Source organism: Paenibacillus mesophilus, from assembly GCF_005938385.1.
Taxonomy (GTDB): Bacteria; Bacillota; Bacilli; order Paenibacillales; family NBRC-103111; genus Paenibacillus_AB; species Paenibacillus_AB mesophilus.
The window spans coordinates 284721-301249 of record NZ_VCRA01000002.1 but is presented as its reverse complement, the minus strand read 5'-3'; the positions used below and the strand labels follow the sequence as shown (position 1 = coordinate 301249).

Genomic DNA, 16529 nt, shown 5'->3' with positions numbered 1-16529 from the left:
GGGCATGCCAGCGTAGCTTTTTCGTCACGAACGCAATTATTCTACTATACCCGCTCCTTATGCGCCATTGCTCCATCAACTTGTAAATATTTTTTAAACCAACTTGTAGAATTCAGTAGAATCCCGTAGGAGCGAATATATGATCAGTCTACGACATTTTCCGCGGCTAAGAAAGCGCTTTATTTTCCTAATCTATTCCAGAGGTGAACCCAATGAAAAAATTCGGTTTGGCGCTGCAAATCGTGATCGGGCTCGTGCTGGGCATTGCGGCCGGAGCGATATTCTACGGCAATCCGGCGGTCTCTACTTATCTTCAGCCAATCGGCGACGTATTTATTCGGTTGATCAAAATGATTGTCGTTCCGATCGTCGTCGCTTCGCTCATCGTCGGAGTCGCCGGTGTCGGCGATATGAAGCGGCTGGGCAAGCTGGGCGGCAAGACGCTGCTCTATTTCGAAGTGATCACGACGATTGCGATCGTGATCGGACTTTTGTTCGCCAACGTTTTCCAACCGGGAGCCGGCGTCGATATGGATCATCTTACGAAAACCGACATCTCCACCTATGTCGGTACCGCCGAAACGTCCGCCAGTCACAGCTTCGCGGACACGTTCGTCAATATTGTGCCCAAAAATGTGTTCGAAGCGTTCGTAAAGGGCGACATGCTGGCCGTAATTTTCTTCTCCGTCCTATTCGGTCTCGGCGTTGCCGCCATCGGCGAAAGAGGGAAACCGGTCATCGCCTTCTTCCAAGGAGTCGCCGACGCGATGTTCTGGGTGACGAATCAAATTATGCGGTTCGCGCCGTTCGGCGTATTCGCGCTTATCGGGGTGACGGTATCGAAGTTCGGACTGTCCTCGCTGCTGCCGCTCGGCAAGCTGGTGCTCACCGTTTACGGCGCGATGGCTTTTTTCATCATCGTCGTTCTCGGTTTGGTCGCGAGAATGGCCGGGACGAGCATTTTCTCGATCATCATGATTTTGAAGGACGAGCTTGTGCTCGCCTACTCGACGGCCAGCTCGGAATCGGTCATGCCGAAGCTGATGGAAAAGATGGAGAAGTTCGGGTGTCCGAAAGCCGTCACCTCCTTCGTCATTCCGACCGGGTACTCGTTCAATCTGGACGGCTCGACGCTGTATCAGGCGCTTGCAGCGATCTTCATCGCGCAAATGTATGGCATCCATTTGCCGATTTCGACGCAAATCACTTTGATGCTCGTATTGATGCTCACATCGAAGGGCATCGCAGGCGTTCCCGGCGTCTCCTTCGTCGTCCTGCTCGCTACGCTGGGATCGGTCGGCCTGCCGTTGGAAGGATTGGCTTTTATCGCCGGCATCGACCGACTGCTCGACATGGCGCGCACCGTAGTCAACGTGCTGGGCAATTCGCTTGCGGCAATCGTTATGTCGAAATGGGAAGGTCAGTACGACTCGAAGGGCGCAAGAAGCTATTTAAAATCGGTACGGAACGACAGCAAGGCAGAAGCGGCGTAAACGCGCTCAAAACATTTGGGAGGCAATGGACAATATGGCTATCGAAAGCATCTCCGGAACGACGATCGTATTCAGACTGCAGTTGAATAAAGACGAGGCATCCTTCGGCGATATCGCATCCGTCATCGAAGGAGCGGGCGGCGATATCGTCGGCATCGACGTCATCTCCTCCAACCGGAGCCAGACGATCCGCGACGTCACCGTCAACGTGACGGATCACCGCCACAGCATGCAAATCGGCGAAACGCTCGATCAAATAAGCGGCGTCCGCGTCGTACACGAGTCCGACCGCACGTTCCTAGTCCATCTCGGAGGCAAAATCGAAATTCAATCGAAAACCCCGGTAAAAAACCGCGACGACTTGTCTCGGGTCTATACGCCGGGAGTCGCCCGGGTATGCAACGCCATCGCCGAAGCACCCGACAAAGCATACTCGCTGACGATCAAGCGGAACATGGTCGCCGTCATTTCCGACGGAACGGCCGTTCTCGGACTCGGCGATATCGGCCCGGCCGCCGCGATGCCGGTCATGGAAGGGAAAGCGATGCTATTCAAGGAGATGGCCGGTGTCGATGCGTTCCCGCTCTGCCTGGATACGAAAGATCCCGATGAAATTGTACGGATCGTGAAAGCGGTCGCTCCCGCCTTCGGCGGCATCAACCTGGAAGACATCTCGTCGCCCCGCTGCTTCGAAATCGAGCAGCGCCTCAAGGAAGAGCTGGACATCCCGGTCTTTCACGACGATCAGCACGGAACGGCCGTAGTCATACTCGCCGGTCTGCTGAATGCGCTGAAGGTGACCGGCAAACGGCTGGAGGAAATTAAAGTTGTCGTTACCGGCATCGGCGCCGCCGGCATCGCCTGCAGTAAAATATTACTTTCCGCCGGCGTGCGCAACTTGATCGGTGTCGATCGCGAAGGTGCGATCCGTCGCGGCGTCCGTTATGACCATCCGCATTGGAACGAATATGCGCGGATGACGAACCCGAACGACGAGAGCGGCCGGTTGTCCGATGTGATCGCCGGAGCCGACGTATTTATCGGTTTGTCCGCTCCCGGAATTTTGACCGTGGACGATGTCCGAAAGATGGCGGCGGACCCGATCGTATTCGCGATGGCGAACCCGACGCCGGAGATCGATCCGGAGCTGGCGAAGCCTTACGTGCGAATTATGGCGACCGGCAGGTCCGACAAGCCGAACCAGATCAATAACGTCCTCTGCTTCCCCGGCATGTTCCGCGGAGCGCTCGACTGCCGGGCGCGGGAAATCAACGAGGCGATGAAGCTGGCCGCCGCGCGGGCGATCGCCGATGTCGTGGGCGACGAGGAGCTGAGCGACACGTACATCATACCGAGCGTGTTCAACCAGAAAGTCGTCGAAAACGTGCGCAAAGCGGTTGTCCGTGCAGCTTTCTCGACGGGTGCGGCGCGCAAATCGCCTCCGGATATGCAGGACAATGAGAGCGATCAGTAAGACGATAACGAACATTCGTTCGCTTGACTAGGCGTTGCCCATCGCCTATGATGATGGGGACTTGTTTTCTAGGGTTCCGCGATCATGACGATCGGCCAGGTCCGAGAGAAAACGCGCAGAACCGTATTTCTGCGGACACGGAGGGACAAAAGCCCGGGAGGATATCATTTCGATGATATCGCCCGGGCTTTTTCTGTTGTTTAGAACTTACGGGAAATGCAGAACATGAGAACGAAAGAGAGGGTTATACGATGAATCGGAATTGGATGCTCGTATTCGTTGCCGGGCTGTTCGAAATCGCTTGGGTCAGCGGATTGAAACACGCTTATGACACGCTCACTTGGATCGGAACCATTGTGGCCATCCTCATCAGCATGGATTTGCTGATCCGGGCCTCCAAGCGTCTTCCCATCGGTACGACGTATGCCGTATTTACCGGAATCGGTACGGCAGGAACGGTCGTGATGGAAATGGTCGTCTTCGGCGAGCCGTTCAAGATCGGCAAGCTGCTGCTCATTATGCTGCTGCTGGCCGGTGTCGTCGGACTGAAAACGATCACGAAGGAACATGGATCGAAGGAGGTGCAGTAAAGATGGATTGGATTTCGCTCGTATTGGCCGGCTGCTTCGAAGTCGTCGGCGTGTCCGGCATTAATAAAGTTAACCGTTCCAAAACCGTGGCTTCCTATTCTACCCTAATCATCGGCTTCATTCTCAGCTTCTTCTTCCTGTCTTATGCGATGAAGACGATCTCGATGGGAACCGCCTACGCCGTATGGACCGGGATCGGCACCGTCGGCAGTGCGCTTCTCGGCATGATCGTCTATGGGGAATCGAAGGAATGGAAACGTATTTTGTTTATCTCGATGGTGCTCTGCGCCGCCGTCGGATTGAAACTGATGGCGTGAAGGGCGGCGGGCCGCCCAAATCTTGTCATCATCGGCAGCCTGCAGCTGGATATGCGCGAAGCCGGGTTAAGGCAGCGTCAGCTTTCCTTCGTTGAACTGACGCTTCTCCTCCTCGGACAATTTCGCGATTTTGTTTTTCCCTTTCACTCCGCTAATTCGAATGTCGTACTTTTTCTCGATGTATCGATGCAGCTCTTTCATTTCCTTCTCCGTCACTTCGCTCAAGCCGCGTTCGTTCGCCGTTCTGGCGAGCATAATGCCGATTACTTCCCCGGCAAGCGAAGTATTCGGCTGTATCCGGGCGCTGCCGTAAGCGACGGCGGAGGCGCCCACGTTTTTGCCGGCCACGAATACGTTCGAATAGCCTTTCGGGATGAAGGAGCGCAGAGGCATCCCATATTTGTCGGGAACGCCCTTCCGCTCGCCCCACGTGTGCTCCAACGTTCCCTGCAGATCGAGAGGATAGCCGGCTATGCTTACATCGTCCCAATATGTACTGCCGCTCATCAGATCGGTCGCTTGGAGCACGTATTCGGTCTCGTACCGGTCGTAATCGCGGATATATAAATAATTCGGGAATCCGTTCAATTCCGCGTTCTCCCAGCCTGGCAGCTCCGACCGGAGATGGGGAAGGATTCGTTCCGTCTCCCGCTTGCCGTTCTCGACAGCCTTTCGTACGCTCTCATCATCGGACGGATTGACGCCGTATACGAGAAGAGCATTGATCAGCACTTCCCCGTCTCCCTGATTGATCGTATTCAGTCCGCGTAGAAACAGCTCCTTGCTGCTCGGGGAGTATCTCGCTCCGACGTTGCCGAAGCCCCACGTGAACGTATCGGTGACGGTCGTCTCCGCTCCGTATTTTTCTTCGAGTTCTTTCTTGCCGAGCTTCCCGACTTCTTTCCGGAACTTATCCCAATCGACTCCGCGGAATTTCATCATTAGCGATGCCGCCATATAGTCTTTCTCCCGCGAGGAGGGGAATACGGTTTCGATCCCGGGTATCCGTTTCAGACCAAGCCGGCTCGTCAATGCGGCAAAATCAGTATTTTCCACCCAATAACGGGCCGTTATCGTTTTTTGCTGACCGTCCTTCGTCCGGTAAGAGACGGAACGGATGCTTTTCTTGGACGCTGCGGCGTCGGTGGCGATTTCCACATTCGTTATGGAAGCTCCCGATACGATCGGGATTCCGTCGGTCAGCGTGCGGTAATATTGTTGGAACTGCGCCGGCTTGCGAATATCGCCTTTCTTGTATGCGGTAAACAGCTGCTTGACTCTGCCCTGAAGAAGCGACTTGCCTCCTTCCGCGGACGGCTCGTCCAAAAACAGCATCTCGCCTTGAATAAGCTGCCCCCCCGGCTGTTCCCGCGGATCGATCACCAGAACGGCCAGACCTTCGTCAGCCGCCGCTCGGGCCAAATACATCCCTTCGATCTCCGACCCGATGACGACGACATCCGGTTTAGTCGGATCCGAAACAGGCTTGCGGACTTCCGCCTCCCGCTCCTTGCAGGCGGTTAGCAAACCAATCCATAATACCAACCCTATGATTCCGTACAAATACTTTTTCATAATTCCCCCTTAGGAACAGTTTGTCCCTATAATAGACGAAATAGAACAAGTTTCGTTTCATAATCATCCTTTTTCGTACGAAAAAGCCCCGATTCGTCACCGGGACTTCTCCTTGGAGGCAGGCGGTACATTGTAGCCCCGCTCCCCGTATGGCTGCAGCTGCTCGAGCCGCCGATTTTCCATTTCCTTCAGCTGCAACCGTCTTTCCTTCGAATTCGGCTCGGCGCCCTCCTCCGGACTCCATGTATCGAGCACTTCGAAGACGAACTTGTCTTCCCCGTAGTCGTTCCAATCTTTTTGCAATTCCGGATTGTCGAGCAAGCCGGTCTGAAGACCGAACCGGATCCGGTTCCAAGCGCCGTACATGTTTGGCGTCGATTCTACCAACATTTTCCCGTTAACCGTATTCACCAGCCGGAATACTCCCGCCTTGGCTTCCTCGTGCTTCTGCGGGACATTGGCCGAATCTTTCACCCAATACTCGCTTCCGTCATCGCGCCGGCTCAAATAACCGAATTCGATCAAATACCGGCGGATCGTTACATAGTCTTCGAACACCTGCTTGATGATCTCGTTGACTTCTTTCTCCGAGTAAAGGCGCTCCGGCTCGAAGCGGTTCATCATGTGGTCCAATATGACGCGCTTCCGCTTTTCCTTGCGCGGGAATTCGCTCAGCCCGCCGTCAGGCCCATCGGGGAAATATTGATTCAAAATGGTCTGCCGTTCATCCACGGTTACGGCGTACCGTTCGCCATCCCGAGGCGCTGTTCGTTGAACCGGCATAAAGTCCGGCTTCGGCTTGGACGTTTTTTTCTCGTTCAACAGCTCCATGAGAACGAGGAATAGCTTGGCCTGCTTCTCTTTCTCCCTGAGCATGAACCGGTGGTTGCGGATCGTGGAGGCGCTGCCCCCGTTCATTTCGCTAACGATTTCTTTGTCGCTCATTCCGTCGTGGAACATACGCAGCAGCTGCTTCTGCAGGTCGGACAACCCGGTCAGCTTCTTGTCCAGCTGCAGCAGATAATCGAACATCGAGCCGTGCTCATCGGCCAGATGAACGGCTGCCGCTCGTTCCGCTTCATACAGCAGCGTTCCTTTAGGGTAGACGATCCCTTTCTCGAACCGTTCGCCGCAAACGAGGCAGACGAATTGCGCGGAATCCGGCTCGAACAAGTACCCTTTCTTCATCTCTTCGATATTCGCTTCCCACAACAGCTCCGTCATTTTATTCACAAACATCATTCCGTTTCGTCTATATATTTATAGACATAATAACACTTTGTTTCCAAATCGTCAAATAAGCAAATACCCTGTCCGCTAACACACATTTTCCGGCCCCGCATACACTACAGTACGGTTCGATTGCAAACCCTAGGAACTTTAACGGAATAACGTTTCTGCTCTCTGACGACCGAGACTTACCGGTCCGCAAAGCCCCGGTTCGTCAGTCAGGTCGATAATTCTGTTAAAGTTCCTTACTCGGAGGTGTACCTATATGGACGTCTCGCTCTTGTCGCTGCACTGGGTTTATCTCGCTTTCGTCATGCTGATCATCGGCTTCATGGTCATGCGGCGCGATACGACGATCGTGTGCATCGTCGGCATACTGGCACTCGGCTTGTTGGCTACTCATTCGGTCAGCAGCTCCGTCGGCGGCGTCTTTTCCGGATTCATTTATGCCATTAAAGAATTGATCGGGACCATTCTCGTCATTTCCTTGATCGTCGCCCTAAGCAAGCTGTTGATCGGCACGGGAATAAATGAAGTGATGATTTCCCCGGTTGCGCGGCTGATCCGCTCCCCCGCTCTCGCCTTCTGGATCATCGGGATCGTGATGATGGTCATATCGTGGTTTTTCTGGCCGTCGCCGGCCGTCGCCCTAGTAGGCGCCGTGCTGCTTCCGGTCGCCTTGCGTGCAGGTTTGCCTGCGCTCGGTGTTGCGGCGGCGATGAACTTGTTCGGACACGGGATCGCCCTATCCGGCGATTTCGTTATCCAGGGCGCACCGAAGCTGACTGCGGATGCGGCAGGCATCCCGGTTTCCGACGTTATTTCAGCCAGCGTTCCTCTTGTTATCGTAATGGGTGTCGTCACGACAGCCGTCGCCTACTGGTATATGAAGCGCGATATGCAGTCCGGCAAACTGACGATGGACACGGGACGAACAGCTATCGCTCCGGCGGAAACGGACCATTCGCAGCAAAAGTCCGGAGTCCTATTATCTCCCGCTGTCAAGAAGACGTCTGCGATCGTCATTCCGCTTCTGTTCGCGCTCGATATTGTCGCCATGTTCCGTCTCGACCTCCAGGGCGGCGACGCGACCGCCTTAATCGGCGGCACCGCCCTGATCATTATGATTGCGCTTTCGCTTCTGGCTCACCGCGGCGCCGGGCTGGAGAAGGCCACCTCCTACTTGATCGAAGGCTTCTTGTTCGGCTTCAAAGTATTCGGACCGGTTATTCCGATCGCCGCCTTTTTCTATCTCGGAGACTCCGCTTTCACCGATATTTTCGGCAAAGTGCTTCCGGAAAACTCGCACGGCATCGTAAACGACCTCGGTCTCGCTCTTGCGCAAACCGTACCGATCAACACAGGCGTCAGTGCCGTAACGCTAACGACCGTCGGCGCCATTACCGGGCTTGACGGGTCCGGTTTCTCCGGCATCTCGCTCGCCGGTTCGATCGCTCATCTGTTTGCGGCCGCGATCGGCTCGGGCATCGCCACCTTGACCGCGCTCGGGCAAATTGCCGCCATCTGGGTCGGCGGCGGTACGCTCGTGCCGTGGGCGCTCATCCCGGCCGCCGCCATTTGCGGCATCGACCCGTTCGAGCTGGCTAGGCGCAATGTAAAGCCGGTCGTCATCGGCCTTGCCGTTACGACGATCGTTGCGATGTTTCTGATATGAAGCCGAGAAGTTCCGGCCCGTCGCCGGGGCTTCCGACTTTTATAAGGACTCGCTAGACCAATTGATGCTTAATACGCTCCAACAAGGCGTCGCAGCCTGCATCGACAAGACGGTACGTTTCCTGGAAATTACCGGTATAATAAGGGTCCGGGACGTCGCCCGGCTGCTCTTCCGGCACGAAATCAAGCAGCCGGCACAGCTTCGGCTTGGCATCGTTCGCTTTGCGGACGTCCGACAAACCGAGCTCCTCGGCCATTCCCTGCAAATGAGTCATATTACTGCTATCCATCGCCACGATGTAATCAAACTTCTTCAAATCTTCCTTCGCTACTTGCCGCGCCGTAATACCTTCCCACGATATCCGCTTCTCGTCCAGCAGCTTGCGCGTTCCTTCGTGCGGAGCTTTCCCGATATGCCAGTCGCCGGTCCCAGCCGAATCGATGCCGATCCGACCGTCCAGTCCGGCCTCCTTTACTTTGCTGCGCATCACCGCTTCGGCCATCGGAGAACGGCAAATATTGCCCAAACAAACGAAAAGCACCCGAATCATCGTTCAACCTCGCTCTATTTACGATTTTTATTTACAATACGTGCAGCCGGTTTCGATGCACGACAATGTCCGTCGGGGTTTCCCCGCCATATTCGCCGTCGGTGTGTATCGTCATCGGTGCCGATCCTTCTATCCGGATCTTGCTTCCCGACAGCATATGGACTGCCGGATGCTCGACATGGGTTCCCTGAAACACCCGAGGAAAAAATCGGAGGAAATCGAAGCGCCCTATATTTTCCACCACGCACATGTGCAAAATTCCGTCGTCATGCCGGGCATTCGGACAAATTTTCATTCCGCCTCCGTAGTAGGGCATATTGGCGACGGCGATCAGCCATACTTTCTTGTAAGACCGCTCCAACCCGTCGACTGTCAAATGGACGTCACACGGCCGGTACGTCACGAGCAGCCGAAGGACGGACACGACATAGGACAAGCTGCCGGCTCCGAGTCGGTTCAGCCACCGCTTATACCACGACCGGTTCGTCATTTTGGCGACTTCCCCGTCGAAGCCGATTCCGCACGAAATGGCGAACACTTTGCCGCCTAGCAGTCCCGCATCGATCGGGCTGCTCTTCAGCTCCAGCACCCGTTCCAGCGCGGCTTCCCAACCTTGCGGAATCGATACGCTGCGAGCATAGTCGTTACCCGAACCTGCCGGGATACAACCGAGAGGAACGGAAGTGCCCGCCAGACCGCCTGCTACCTCGTGCACCGTACCGTCTCCTCCTACGGCTACTACCGCCGCCGTATCCGGCTGCCCGGCAAGCTCAAGCGCCAGCTCCCTTGCATGGCCTTGACGTTCGGTATATTTGCAGCCGTACACTACACCCCGATCACGCAGCGATTGCTCCACTTGCCGCCAGATCGCCTGGCCTCTGCCGTTTCCGGAACCGCGGTTAATAACAAACCATATCATACCCGGACGCCCCTTCGCCAATAATTCCCCAAAATCCCCCAGAAGTGACGTTATGCTACGCCGCTTATTCGAATTACTTTTGGGGGAGCCCCCAATATAAAAAAAATACAATGTCCTACGACGATCGCCATCGTAAAACATTGTACACCTTCCTATCCGTTCAGGTCACTCCGTATTTTATCCGCTTGTCAGTCGCTGCAATTGCTTTCGGCTTCAACAGCGGCATCTTCCACCTGGATTTTATCCGATACGGTATCGCGGATGACGCCGATCACCAGCTGCAGCAAGTAGTTGATATCTTCCTGGGCTTGCTTGAATTGGGTTACGATCGGATAACCGTCGAGCTTGTCCTGCAGCTCTTCGATTTCGCCGTTGATCTTCGTTATCATTTTCTCGTTTTGAAACTTCTCGAACGCAACGGCTTCTTTTTGCCGCTTTTTAATCAGCTTGATCAAGTCCTGGATCTCGCCGTTGCCCTGCACTTGCTTCTCGGCTTTTTGATAAAACCGCACTTCGTCGGACGTAGATATTAACGCTGCGAGCTCTTTCGCTTTATCCATAATGTCGGCCCGGACGATCAGTTCCGTCGCCGTAAATTTCTCCATGTTGCGATGCGTATCGCAATCGTGTCCATGCTCATGATCGTGGGCATGCGATCCGTGTTGGCCTGCCATCATTGATTCACTCCTACGCGATTCGTCTCTTTGCTTCGTACCCTTATACCACTTTGGCCGGCTGGGAAGTTACGAGCTGGCCTTTAAGCACCCATGTCTGCGGCTCCGTAATCGTTACGTGGACAAACTGGCCGGCCAGTTCCTTCGGTCCTTGGAACAACACCAGCTTGTTCGTTCTCGTCCTTCCGGACAGCACGTCGGGGTTCGTCTTGCTCTCGCCCTCGACGAGAACTTCGACCGTCTGACCGCGCAGCAGCTCATTTTGCTCCCGGCCGATCTGCGTCATCAGATCGTTCAACCGCTTCAAACGGTCTTTCTTGACCTCTTCCGGCACGTTATCGTCCATGGAGGCTGCAGGTGTGCCGTCACGCGGCGAATAGCTGAACGTATAGGCCGAGTCGTAGCGGACTTCGCGGACGAGCGACAACGTTTCCTGGAACTGCTCCTCCGTCTCCCCCGGGAATCCGACGATGATGTCGGTCGTAAGCATGACGTCAGGAATCGCATGCCGGATTTTGTTCACAAGCTCCAAATAATGCTCGCGCGAATATTTCCGGCTCATCCGCTTCAACACTTCCGTGCTGCCCGATTGAACCGGCAAATGGATATGCTCCACCAAATTGCCCCGTTTGGCCAACACTTCGATCAGATGATCGTCAAAATCCCGCGGATGGGACGTCGTAAACCGGATGCGCGGGATGTCGATCTTGCGCACGTCGTCCATCAAATCTCCGAACGTATAAGTAAGATCGGTAAAATCTTTGCCGTAGGCGTTCACGTTTTGGCCGAGCAGCGTAATTTCCTTGAAGCCTTGACGGGCCAGATCGCGAATTTCCGCCAGCACGTCCTGCGGACGCCGGCTTCGTTCTTTCCCGCGCGTATACGGCACGATGCAGTACGTGCAAAACTTGTCGCATCCGTACATGATGTTGACCCATGCTTTCATGCCTTCGCGCTTTTTGGGCAAATTCTCGATGATGTCGCCTTCCTTGGACCACACCTCGACGACCATCTCTTTGCTGTAATACGCTTCCTTCAGCAGCATCGGAAGACGGTGAATGTTGTGCGTTCCGAAAATAATATCGACGAACGCATGCTTCTGCATGATCCGGTTGACTACGGACTCCTCCTGAGACATGCAGCCGCAGACGCCGAGAATGAGACCCGGCTTCTCCTGCTTCAGCGTCTTCAGATGCCCGAGCTCGCCGAACACTTTGTCCTCGGCGTTCTCCCGAATGGCGCAAGTATTAAGCAAAATGATGTCGGCGTCCAGCTTGTCTTCCGTCGACTCGAAGCCCATCAGCTCCAGCATGCCCATCATCACTTCGGTATCGTGCTCGTTCATTTGGCAGCCGTAAGTGCGGATGAAGTACCGCTTCCCTAGGCCGATTGTCTTCATCTCATCCGGTATGGCCGATTCGTAGTGGACGGCAATGTCCTCTTTGCCGCGTTTTTTCGCATCCTTCAAGGAAGGCGGTTGGAAATATATCGAAAAGTCCTTGTCGGACTTCGCCTGCTTCTCATCCATAATAGGCAATTCTTTTTTCATTCGCTGCACTTCCTTTCCGCGTTCGGTCATTTCTTCATTATAGCATCGAACCTCCCCGCCTGACAAAAAAAATGAATCGTCGGCTGCATCAAAATGATGGAATTGCTCCCGAAACGGACAAAATTCCGACACCGATGGAGCCGATTCAACTGCTAGTCCAAAATGACGGCGGTGTCGCCGGTTGCGATGCCAGCCGCATTCGCCTCGTCCGTATCGATATGCATGTCCAGCGCGAACTGGTCGGACACGCGGGCGATCACGTTCTCGAAGACGAGCGGCCGCTCGCCTTCCACACGTACGCGAAGGAGCTGTTTATCCGTAATTCCCCATTCGGCCGCTTCCTTCGTATGAAAGTGGATATGCCGGGCCGCGATGATGACGCCCCGCTCCAGCACGACTTCTCCCGCTGGGCCTTTGACCGTAATCCCCGGCGTATCGTTGATATTGCCCGATTCTCTTACCGGCGGATGGACGCCCAGCTGAAACGAATCGGTTTTCGATATTTCAAGCTGCGACGCTTTCCGGGCCGGACCCAAAATACGTACTTTATCGAATTTGCCTTTCGGCCCGATTACCGCTACCGTCTCTGCGGCTGCGAATTGACCGGGCTGCGAGAGCGGCTTCAATACGTTCAATGGATAGCTCGGGCCGAACAGAACGGCGATGTGCTCTTCGGTTAGATGGATGTGGCGCGCGGATACGCCGACCGGTACGGATTTGTTGTTCATGGTCTCGCTCCCTTTCCGATTGCTCGGTGTATGTATGTTCAGTTTGACTCTACTCCAATTATAACCTACAAACAAAAAAAGTTCGATTCCGCAGACTTCCGCTTGGAATCGAACGATGTACCGCTTGAAACCGGTTATCCGGCGTGCTTCTCCGGATCCAGTTGAAACAAATATTTCTGTATCGCTTTGGCCACTCCGTTCCGCTCGTTCGTATCCGTCACCCCGCGGGCGGCAAGCTTAACCGCTTCGTCCGCATTGCCCATCGCGATGCCGAGGCCGGCCGAACGAATCAGCTTGATGTCATTATGATGATCGCCGACAGCCATAACTTCGTCCATCGTGATCCCGAGCAGAGCGCACACTTTTTTGACACCCGATAGCTTGCTGATGCCTAATGGCGATATTTCCATGTTGATGTCTGCGGACCGGGTTATTTCCAGACATCCCCAGCTCCGAACTTCATCGCGCAGCCCGCCGATTACGGCAAGGTCGTCATGGCGTATGCCGAATTTCATCCAATCCCGGTCGAACATCTCCTCGTTCCAATGGCGGCCGTTCGTCATGCTTTCGACGCTGTAACCCCAGAAGGACGCTCCCGCCTCCACCGCCAACCGGTGAAGTCTGCGGATATCGTCTCTGCTTATGTACACTCTTTCGTGAAGCCGGCCGGGCCCTTCCCATATTTCCGCCCCGTTCAGCAGCACCATCGGGGATTGCAAGCCGAGCTCGTTCCAGAACGATCCCGCTGTCTGCATGCCGCGGCCGGTGGCGAAAATGACTTTGACTCCCGCTTCCTCCGCCAACCGAATCCAATGACGCGCCTCTTCCGTAATTTGTTTGTTGTCGGTTAATAAAGTGCCGTCCATATCCAGAGCGAGCAATCGATAAGCCGTCATGCTTTTGCACTCCTTTCGTAATGGCCGCCGCCCGCCTTGGCCGCCGCTCCCATCATTTCGCCCGGGGCCAGCTGCCGAGCCTTCGCAAGCCAAGGCAGCGTCAGGCGGAATGCGCGAATTTCTTGAAACGTAATACGCCACTGCCTGACAAGCTGCATGAAATCGCGGATCGCATAAAATGAAGCCGATATGCCCAGATCACTCATAATGTACTTCATTCGCCGGATATGAAAGGAATTGGAGACAAGCAAGCAAGTTTCCATGCCGTGTTCATTCATCAATATTTTGCAATTGACGATGTTGTGCACCGTGTTTCGCGACTTTTGCTCCAATAAGAGCCGCTCTTCGCGAATACCGCGGCTCACCATAACGTCCTCACCGTGTTCAGAGAGACAGCTGTTCCAGCGGTACATCGAAAAATTCGTTTATAACTAACCCGGCTGCTGAAATGGATTCATTAGGCGTCGCCGGGAGACATACGAGTTCGACTCCTCTGCATGTTTCCGGAACGTTGCTTCGGATCCTTTCTTTCAATTCGGGGACCAGCAATTCCTTCAGCTCATCCACTAGAGCTCCGGTTAACAGTACATGCTCCGGATTCAGAAATGTAATGACATTACCGAGTGCGATCCCTATCGCATCGACGATTTGCTTGAACTTAGCCTTCGCTTCGGGTTCTTGTTCCGATACGCCGGCCCGCAGATTTTCCAGTGTCCAGCTCGAACGCCGCAAACCGCTGATCGAAGCGATCGTCGTCAGGCATCCTTTCGCGCCGCAATGGCACTTAAGCGCTTGCTCTCCGGTCTCCACCTTGTAGTGGCCGAACTCGCCCGCCACGTGGTTGGCGCCTGCACAGAGCTGGTTGTTGGCAACGATAGCGCCGCCGATACCGTAGTCGAGCTTAATCGTAATATTGTTTTGCGAAGCGGCGAGCGTTCCCTTTAAATTTTCCACGAGAGCCAGCAAATTAACGTCATTTTCCAGCAATACCGGCAAACCGTACGCTTCCTCCAGCCGGTCTCTGAGCGGATAATTGCGAAACCCGAGTCCCGGGGAATAGATCACAGTCCCTTGTCTCGAATCGACAAGACCTTGAATGCTGCAGCCGATTCCTTTCAACCGGCTTCTGTCGGGGACATGCTGCAGCAGCTCGTCGACCGCTCCGATAATGTATCTTAACGGATAGCCTTCGTTCCCGTTCTTCCGCTTCGTTACTTCATAGATCCGCTTATTCTGAAAATCCATCAAGGAGCCGCGCACATATTCGACCGCAACCTCGACTCCGATCGCATACATGCTGCTTCCATCGATGACGAGCGGTACCGGCTTACGCCCGCCGCTGCTTGCCGTCGGCGTCATTTCCAGGACGATATCGTCCTGCAGCAGCCGGTTCACAATGTTCGTAATCGTCTGCTGCGTCAGCCCGGTTTTCTCCGCAAGCTCCACCCGGGAGATCGGCCCGTCCGTATAAATCAAACGAAGCACTTTTTGCTGGTTGATCGATTTCAATAATTTATTGCTTGTCGGTTTATTTGCCTGCATAGTGTCCTCCGGTATTATTCAGCTTCTTTCATTATAAATCAAATGATTTGATTAGGAAAGAAACATTGGGAGGCACTGGTTCCTTAGGAACGATTATGTATTAATGTTCACGTAATCGTTCCTTGGGAGCGATTACGTATTAATGTTCACGTAATCCTTCCTCACTGGTTTTTAAGAAATTCCGGACGGTCCAGCCACTCTTTCTCCGTTATTACCTTCATCTGCTTCCCGTCAAGCGTCACCATAATATTGCCGTGCTTCTCCGTAATATATACTTTTGTCTTCTGCGCATCGTACAGCCGGAGCAAATCCCAATTTTTGAAATGATTGTTGCTGATAATGGCCGCCTGCGGCTTCACCGCCTGAATAAAGGCGAAGCTGGACGAGGTCGTGCTTCCGTGATGGGGTACATGCATCGCGGTTGAACTCAGACGTTCCCCCATCGTACGAATCAGTTCTTGCTCTCTATGCTTATAGATGTCTCCGTTGAAAAGAAACGATTGCCCTTTGTAATGCAGCTGCAGCACGAGAGAATGGGAATTCACTTCGGGCAGATCGGCCGGATCGACATCACGGGGCAACGATCCCGCCAGAGGATTAAGCACATCGATTCGAACTTCTGAGCCAAGCTGGATCGTATCTCCTCTTTCCAAGTACTTGATCGGAATTTGTTTGCCCTTGATGGCGGCAACCGTTTTCTCATACGACTGAGAACCGGGATAAGGCAAATTTTCCATATAAAACTCGCCAATGTGCAGCAAGTTGGCAATAGCCGCGAATCCTCCGATATGATCGGTATGCGGGTGTGTATTCAATGCGATGTCGATTCTCTCGAGACCGAGCTTCTTGGCATAAGCGGCCACTTGTCCGCCTGCTCCGGGAAGACCGCCGTCTATGAGCATCGACTTTCCGTCAGGCGTCTGAATCAGGATGCTGTCTCCCATAACCTCCTTTCCAGTCAGATCCAGATAGCGGATGCGCAGTACATCGTTGAAGCGCTTTCCGTCAAAAATTTGTTCGGCGCCCGACGCCTTCTCTTTTGCAGCCGGGGCCATTGCAGCCGTCCCACTCCCCTGTGCCGGCTTCGCCTCGCTGTTTGCCGCACTTTGGTTGCCGTTGGAGCAAGCAGTGAACAAAGCCAGTACGAGCAGGAGGAGTATGAGACCGGCGGCAGCTCGCCGCTTCCCGGGATTCGCCATGGAATCGCCTCCTTACTATCTCTCATGTCCTGATCGTTTAGCGGTATGACCTCCCACCGTTAATAAATCAATTTGTTTTATTAAGTTACATCTGTATTGTATACGATTTTTGTTAAAT

At 54.2% G+C, this 16529-nt stretch carries 15 protein-coding genes, 1 pseudogene and 1 riboswitch; of the genes and pseudogenes, 5 read left to right on the top strand and 11 right to left on the bottom strand.

From position 1 onward, the window contains the following. Positions 1-212: 212 nt before the first annotated feature. The 4 genes from FE783_RS04080 (at position 213) to FE783_RS04065 (ending at position 3874) form a co-directional block, all read left to right on the top strand. Complete coding sequence (locus FE783_RS04080) at positions 213-1493, top strand: cation:dicarboxylate symporter family transporter (protein WP_138878049.1); 1281 nt, start codon at positions 213-215, stop codon at positions 1491-1493. Positions 1494-1527: 34 nt separating this feature from the next. Then, on the top strand, positions 1528-2967 hold the full coding sequence (locus FE783_RS04075) for an NAD-dependent malic enzyme (protein WP_138878048.1): 1440 nt from the start codon (positions 1528-1530) through the stop codon (positions 2965-2967). A 57-nt stretch (positions 2968-3024) separates the two neighbouring features. Next, positions 3025-3129, top strand: a riboswitch (guanidine-I (ykkC/yxkD leader). Between the two features lie 89 nt (positions 3130-3218). Next, entirely contained in the window at positions 3219-3557 is a 339-nt protein-coding gene (locus tag FE783_RS04070) for a DMT family transporter (protein WP_138878047.1), read from the top strand. Positions 3558-3559: 2 nt separating this feature from the next. Further along, positions 3560-3874 (top strand): DMT family transporter, encoded by a 315-nt coding sequence (locus FE783_RS04065; protein WP_138878046.1) that lies wholly within the window; start codon positions 3560-3562, stop codon positions 3872-3874. A 66-nt stretch (positions 3875-3940) separates the two neighbouring features. Here the strand turns inward: FE783_RS04065 and FE783_RS04060 are convergent, their stop codons facing one another. Both FE783_RS04060 and FE783_RS04055 read right to left on the bottom strand, forming a co-directional pair. Further along, entirely contained in the window at positions 3941-5449 is a 1509-nt protein-coding gene (locus FE783_RS04060; RefSeq protein ID WP_138878045.1) for an FAD-dependent oxidoreductase, read from the bottom strand. A gap of 468 nt (positions 5450-5917) precedes the next feature. Next, positions 5918-6682 (bottom strand): annotated as a pseudogene (locus FE783_RS04055) (DUF2087 domain-containing protein); the annotation flags it as partial. Positions 6683-6944: 262 nt separating this feature from the next. Here FE783_RS04055 and FE783_RS04050 point away from each other — a divergent pair. Further along, the gene (locus tag FE783_RS04050; RefSeq protein ID WP_138878043.1) at positions 6945-8354 is read left to right on the top strand and encodes a hypothetical protein; all 1410 of its coding nucleotides are present in this window, start codon (positions 6945-6947) and stop codon (positions 8352-8354) included. Positions 8355-8406: 52 nt separating this feature from the next. Here FE783_RS04050 and FE783_RS04045 read toward each other — a convergent pair whose 3' ends face one another. From FE783_RS04045 to FE783_RS04005, 9 genes are all read right to left on the bottom strand, one after another. Then, the gene (locus FE783_RS04045) at positions 8407-8904 is read right to left on the bottom strand and encodes a low molecular weight protein-tyrosine-phosphatase (protein WP_138878042.1); all 498 of its coding nucleotides are present in this window, start codon (positions 8902-8904) and stop codon (positions 8407-8409) included. A 31-nt stretch (positions 8905-8935) separates the two neighbouring features. Next, positions 8936-9823: a diacylglycerol/lipid kinase family protein gene (locus FE783_RS04040; protein ID WP_158301604.1), complete on the bottom strand. Its 888-nt coding sequence runs from the start codon at positions 9821-9823 to the stop codon at positions 8936-8938. A 188-nt stretch (positions 9824-10011) separates the two neighbouring features. Further along, positions 10012-10497 carry a YlbF/YmcA family competence regulator gene (locus FE783_RS04035; protein WP_420799712.1) on the bottom strand — a complete coding sequence of 162 codons (486 nt, stop codon included), beginning with the start codon at positions 10495-10497 and terminating at the stop codon, positions 10012-10014. 43 nt (positions 10498-10540) lie between these two features. Further along, complete coding sequence (miaB, locus tag FE783_RS04030) at positions 10541-12046, bottom strand: tRNA (N6-isopentenyl adenosine(37)-C2)-methylthiotransferase MiaB (RefSeq protein WP_420799706.1); 1506 nt, start codon at positions 12044-12046, stop codon at positions 10541-10543. A gap of 152 nt (positions 12047-12198) precedes the next feature. Continuing rightward, positions 12199-12774, bottom strand: a complete 576-nt coding sequence (locus FE783_RS04025) for a phosphate propanoyltransferase (RefSeq protein WP_138878039.1) — start codon at positions 12772-12774, stop codon at positions 12199-12201. Positions 12775-12908: 134 nt separating this feature from the next. Further along, on the bottom strand, positions 12909-13670 hold the full coding sequence (locus FE783_RS04020) for a Cof-type HAD-IIB family hydrolase (RefSeq protein WP_138878038.1): 762 nt from the start codon (positions 13668-13670) through the stop codon (positions 12909-12911). After that, positions 13667-14083, bottom strand: coding sequence for a YdcF family protein (locus FE783_RS04015; protein WP_138878037.1), 417 nt, complete (start codon positions 14081-14083; stop codon positions 13667-13669). The genes FE783_RS04020 and FE783_RS04015 overlap by 4 nt, the downstream gene beginning before the upstream one ends. Next, positions 14055-15212, bottom strand: coding sequence for an ROK family transcriptional regulator (locus FE783_RS04010; protein ID WP_138878036.1), 1158 nt, complete (start codon positions 15210-15212; stop codon positions 14055-14057). Before FE783_RS04010 ends, FE783_RS04015 begins: the two co-directional genes overlap by 29 nt. Before the next feature lie 161 nt (positions 15213-15373). After that, positions 15374-16411, bottom strand: coding sequence for a ComEC/Rec2 family competence protein (locus FE783_RS04005; protein ID WP_138878035.1), 1038 nt, complete (start codon positions 16409-16411; stop codon positions 15374-15376). Positions 16412-16529 lie beyond the last annotated feature (118 nt).

Bases quoted from the DNA above. Each gene is read 5' to 3' on its own strand.
- FE783_RS04080 (WP_138878049.1), top strand. From the start codon at position 213: ATGAAAAAATTCGGTTTGGCGCTGCAAATCGTGATCGGGCTCGTGCTG.
- FE783_RS04075 (WP_138878048.1), top strand. From the start codon at position 1,528: ATGGCTATCGAAAGCATCTCCGGAACGACGATCGTATTCAGACTGCAG.
- FE783_RS04070 (WP_138878047.1), top strand. From the start codon at position 3,219: ATGAATCGGAATTGGATGCTCGTATTCGTTGCCGGGCTGTTCGAAATC.
- FE783_RS04065 (WP_138878046.1), top strand. From the start codon at position 3,560: ATGGATTGGATTTCGCTCGTATTGGCCGGCTGCTTCGAAGTCGTCGGC.
- FE783_RS04060 (WP_138878045.1), bottom strand. From the start codon at position 5,449: ATGAAAAAGTATTTGTACGGAATCATAGGGTTGGTATTATGGATTGGT.
- FE783_RS04050 (WP_138878043.1), top strand. From the start codon at position 6,945: ATGGACGTCTCGCTCTTGTCGCTGCACTGGGTTTATCTCGCTTTCGTC.
- FE783_RS04045 (WP_138878042.1), bottom strand. From the start codon at position 8,904: ATGATTCGGGTGCTTTTCGTTTGTTTGGGCAATATTTGCCGTTCTCCG.
- FE783_RS04040 (WP_158301604.1), bottom strand. From the start codon at position 9,823: ATGATATGGTTTGTTATTAACCGCGGTTCCGGAAACGGCAGAGGCCAG.
- FE783_RS04035 (WP_420799712.1), bottom strand. From the start codon at position 10,497: ATGGCAGGCCAACACGGATCGCATGCCCACGATCATGAGCATGGACAC.
- miaB (WP_420799706.1), bottom strand. From the start codon at position 12,046: ATGAAAAAAGAATTGCCTATTATGGATGAGAAGCAGGCGAAGTCCGAC.
- FE783_RS04025 (WP_138878039.1), bottom strand. From the start codon at position 12,774: ATGAACAACAAATCCGTACCGGTCGGCGTATCCGCGCGCCACATCCAT.
- FE783_RS04020 (WP_138878038.1), bottom strand. From the start codon at position 13,670: ATGACGGCTTATCGATTGCTCGCTCTGGATATGGACGGCACTTTATTA.
- FE783_RS04015 (WP_138878037.1), bottom strand. From the start codon at position 14,083: ATGTACCGCTGGAACAGCTGTCTCTCTGAACACGGTGAGGACGTTATG.
- FE783_RS04010 (WP_138878036.1), bottom strand. From the start codon at position 15,212: ATGCAGGCAAATAAACCGACAAGCAATAAATTATTGAAATCGATCAAC.
- FE783_RS04005 (WP_138878035.1), bottom strand. From the start codon at position 16,411: ATGGCGAATCCCGGGAAGCGGCGAGCTGCCGCCGGTCTCATACTCCTC.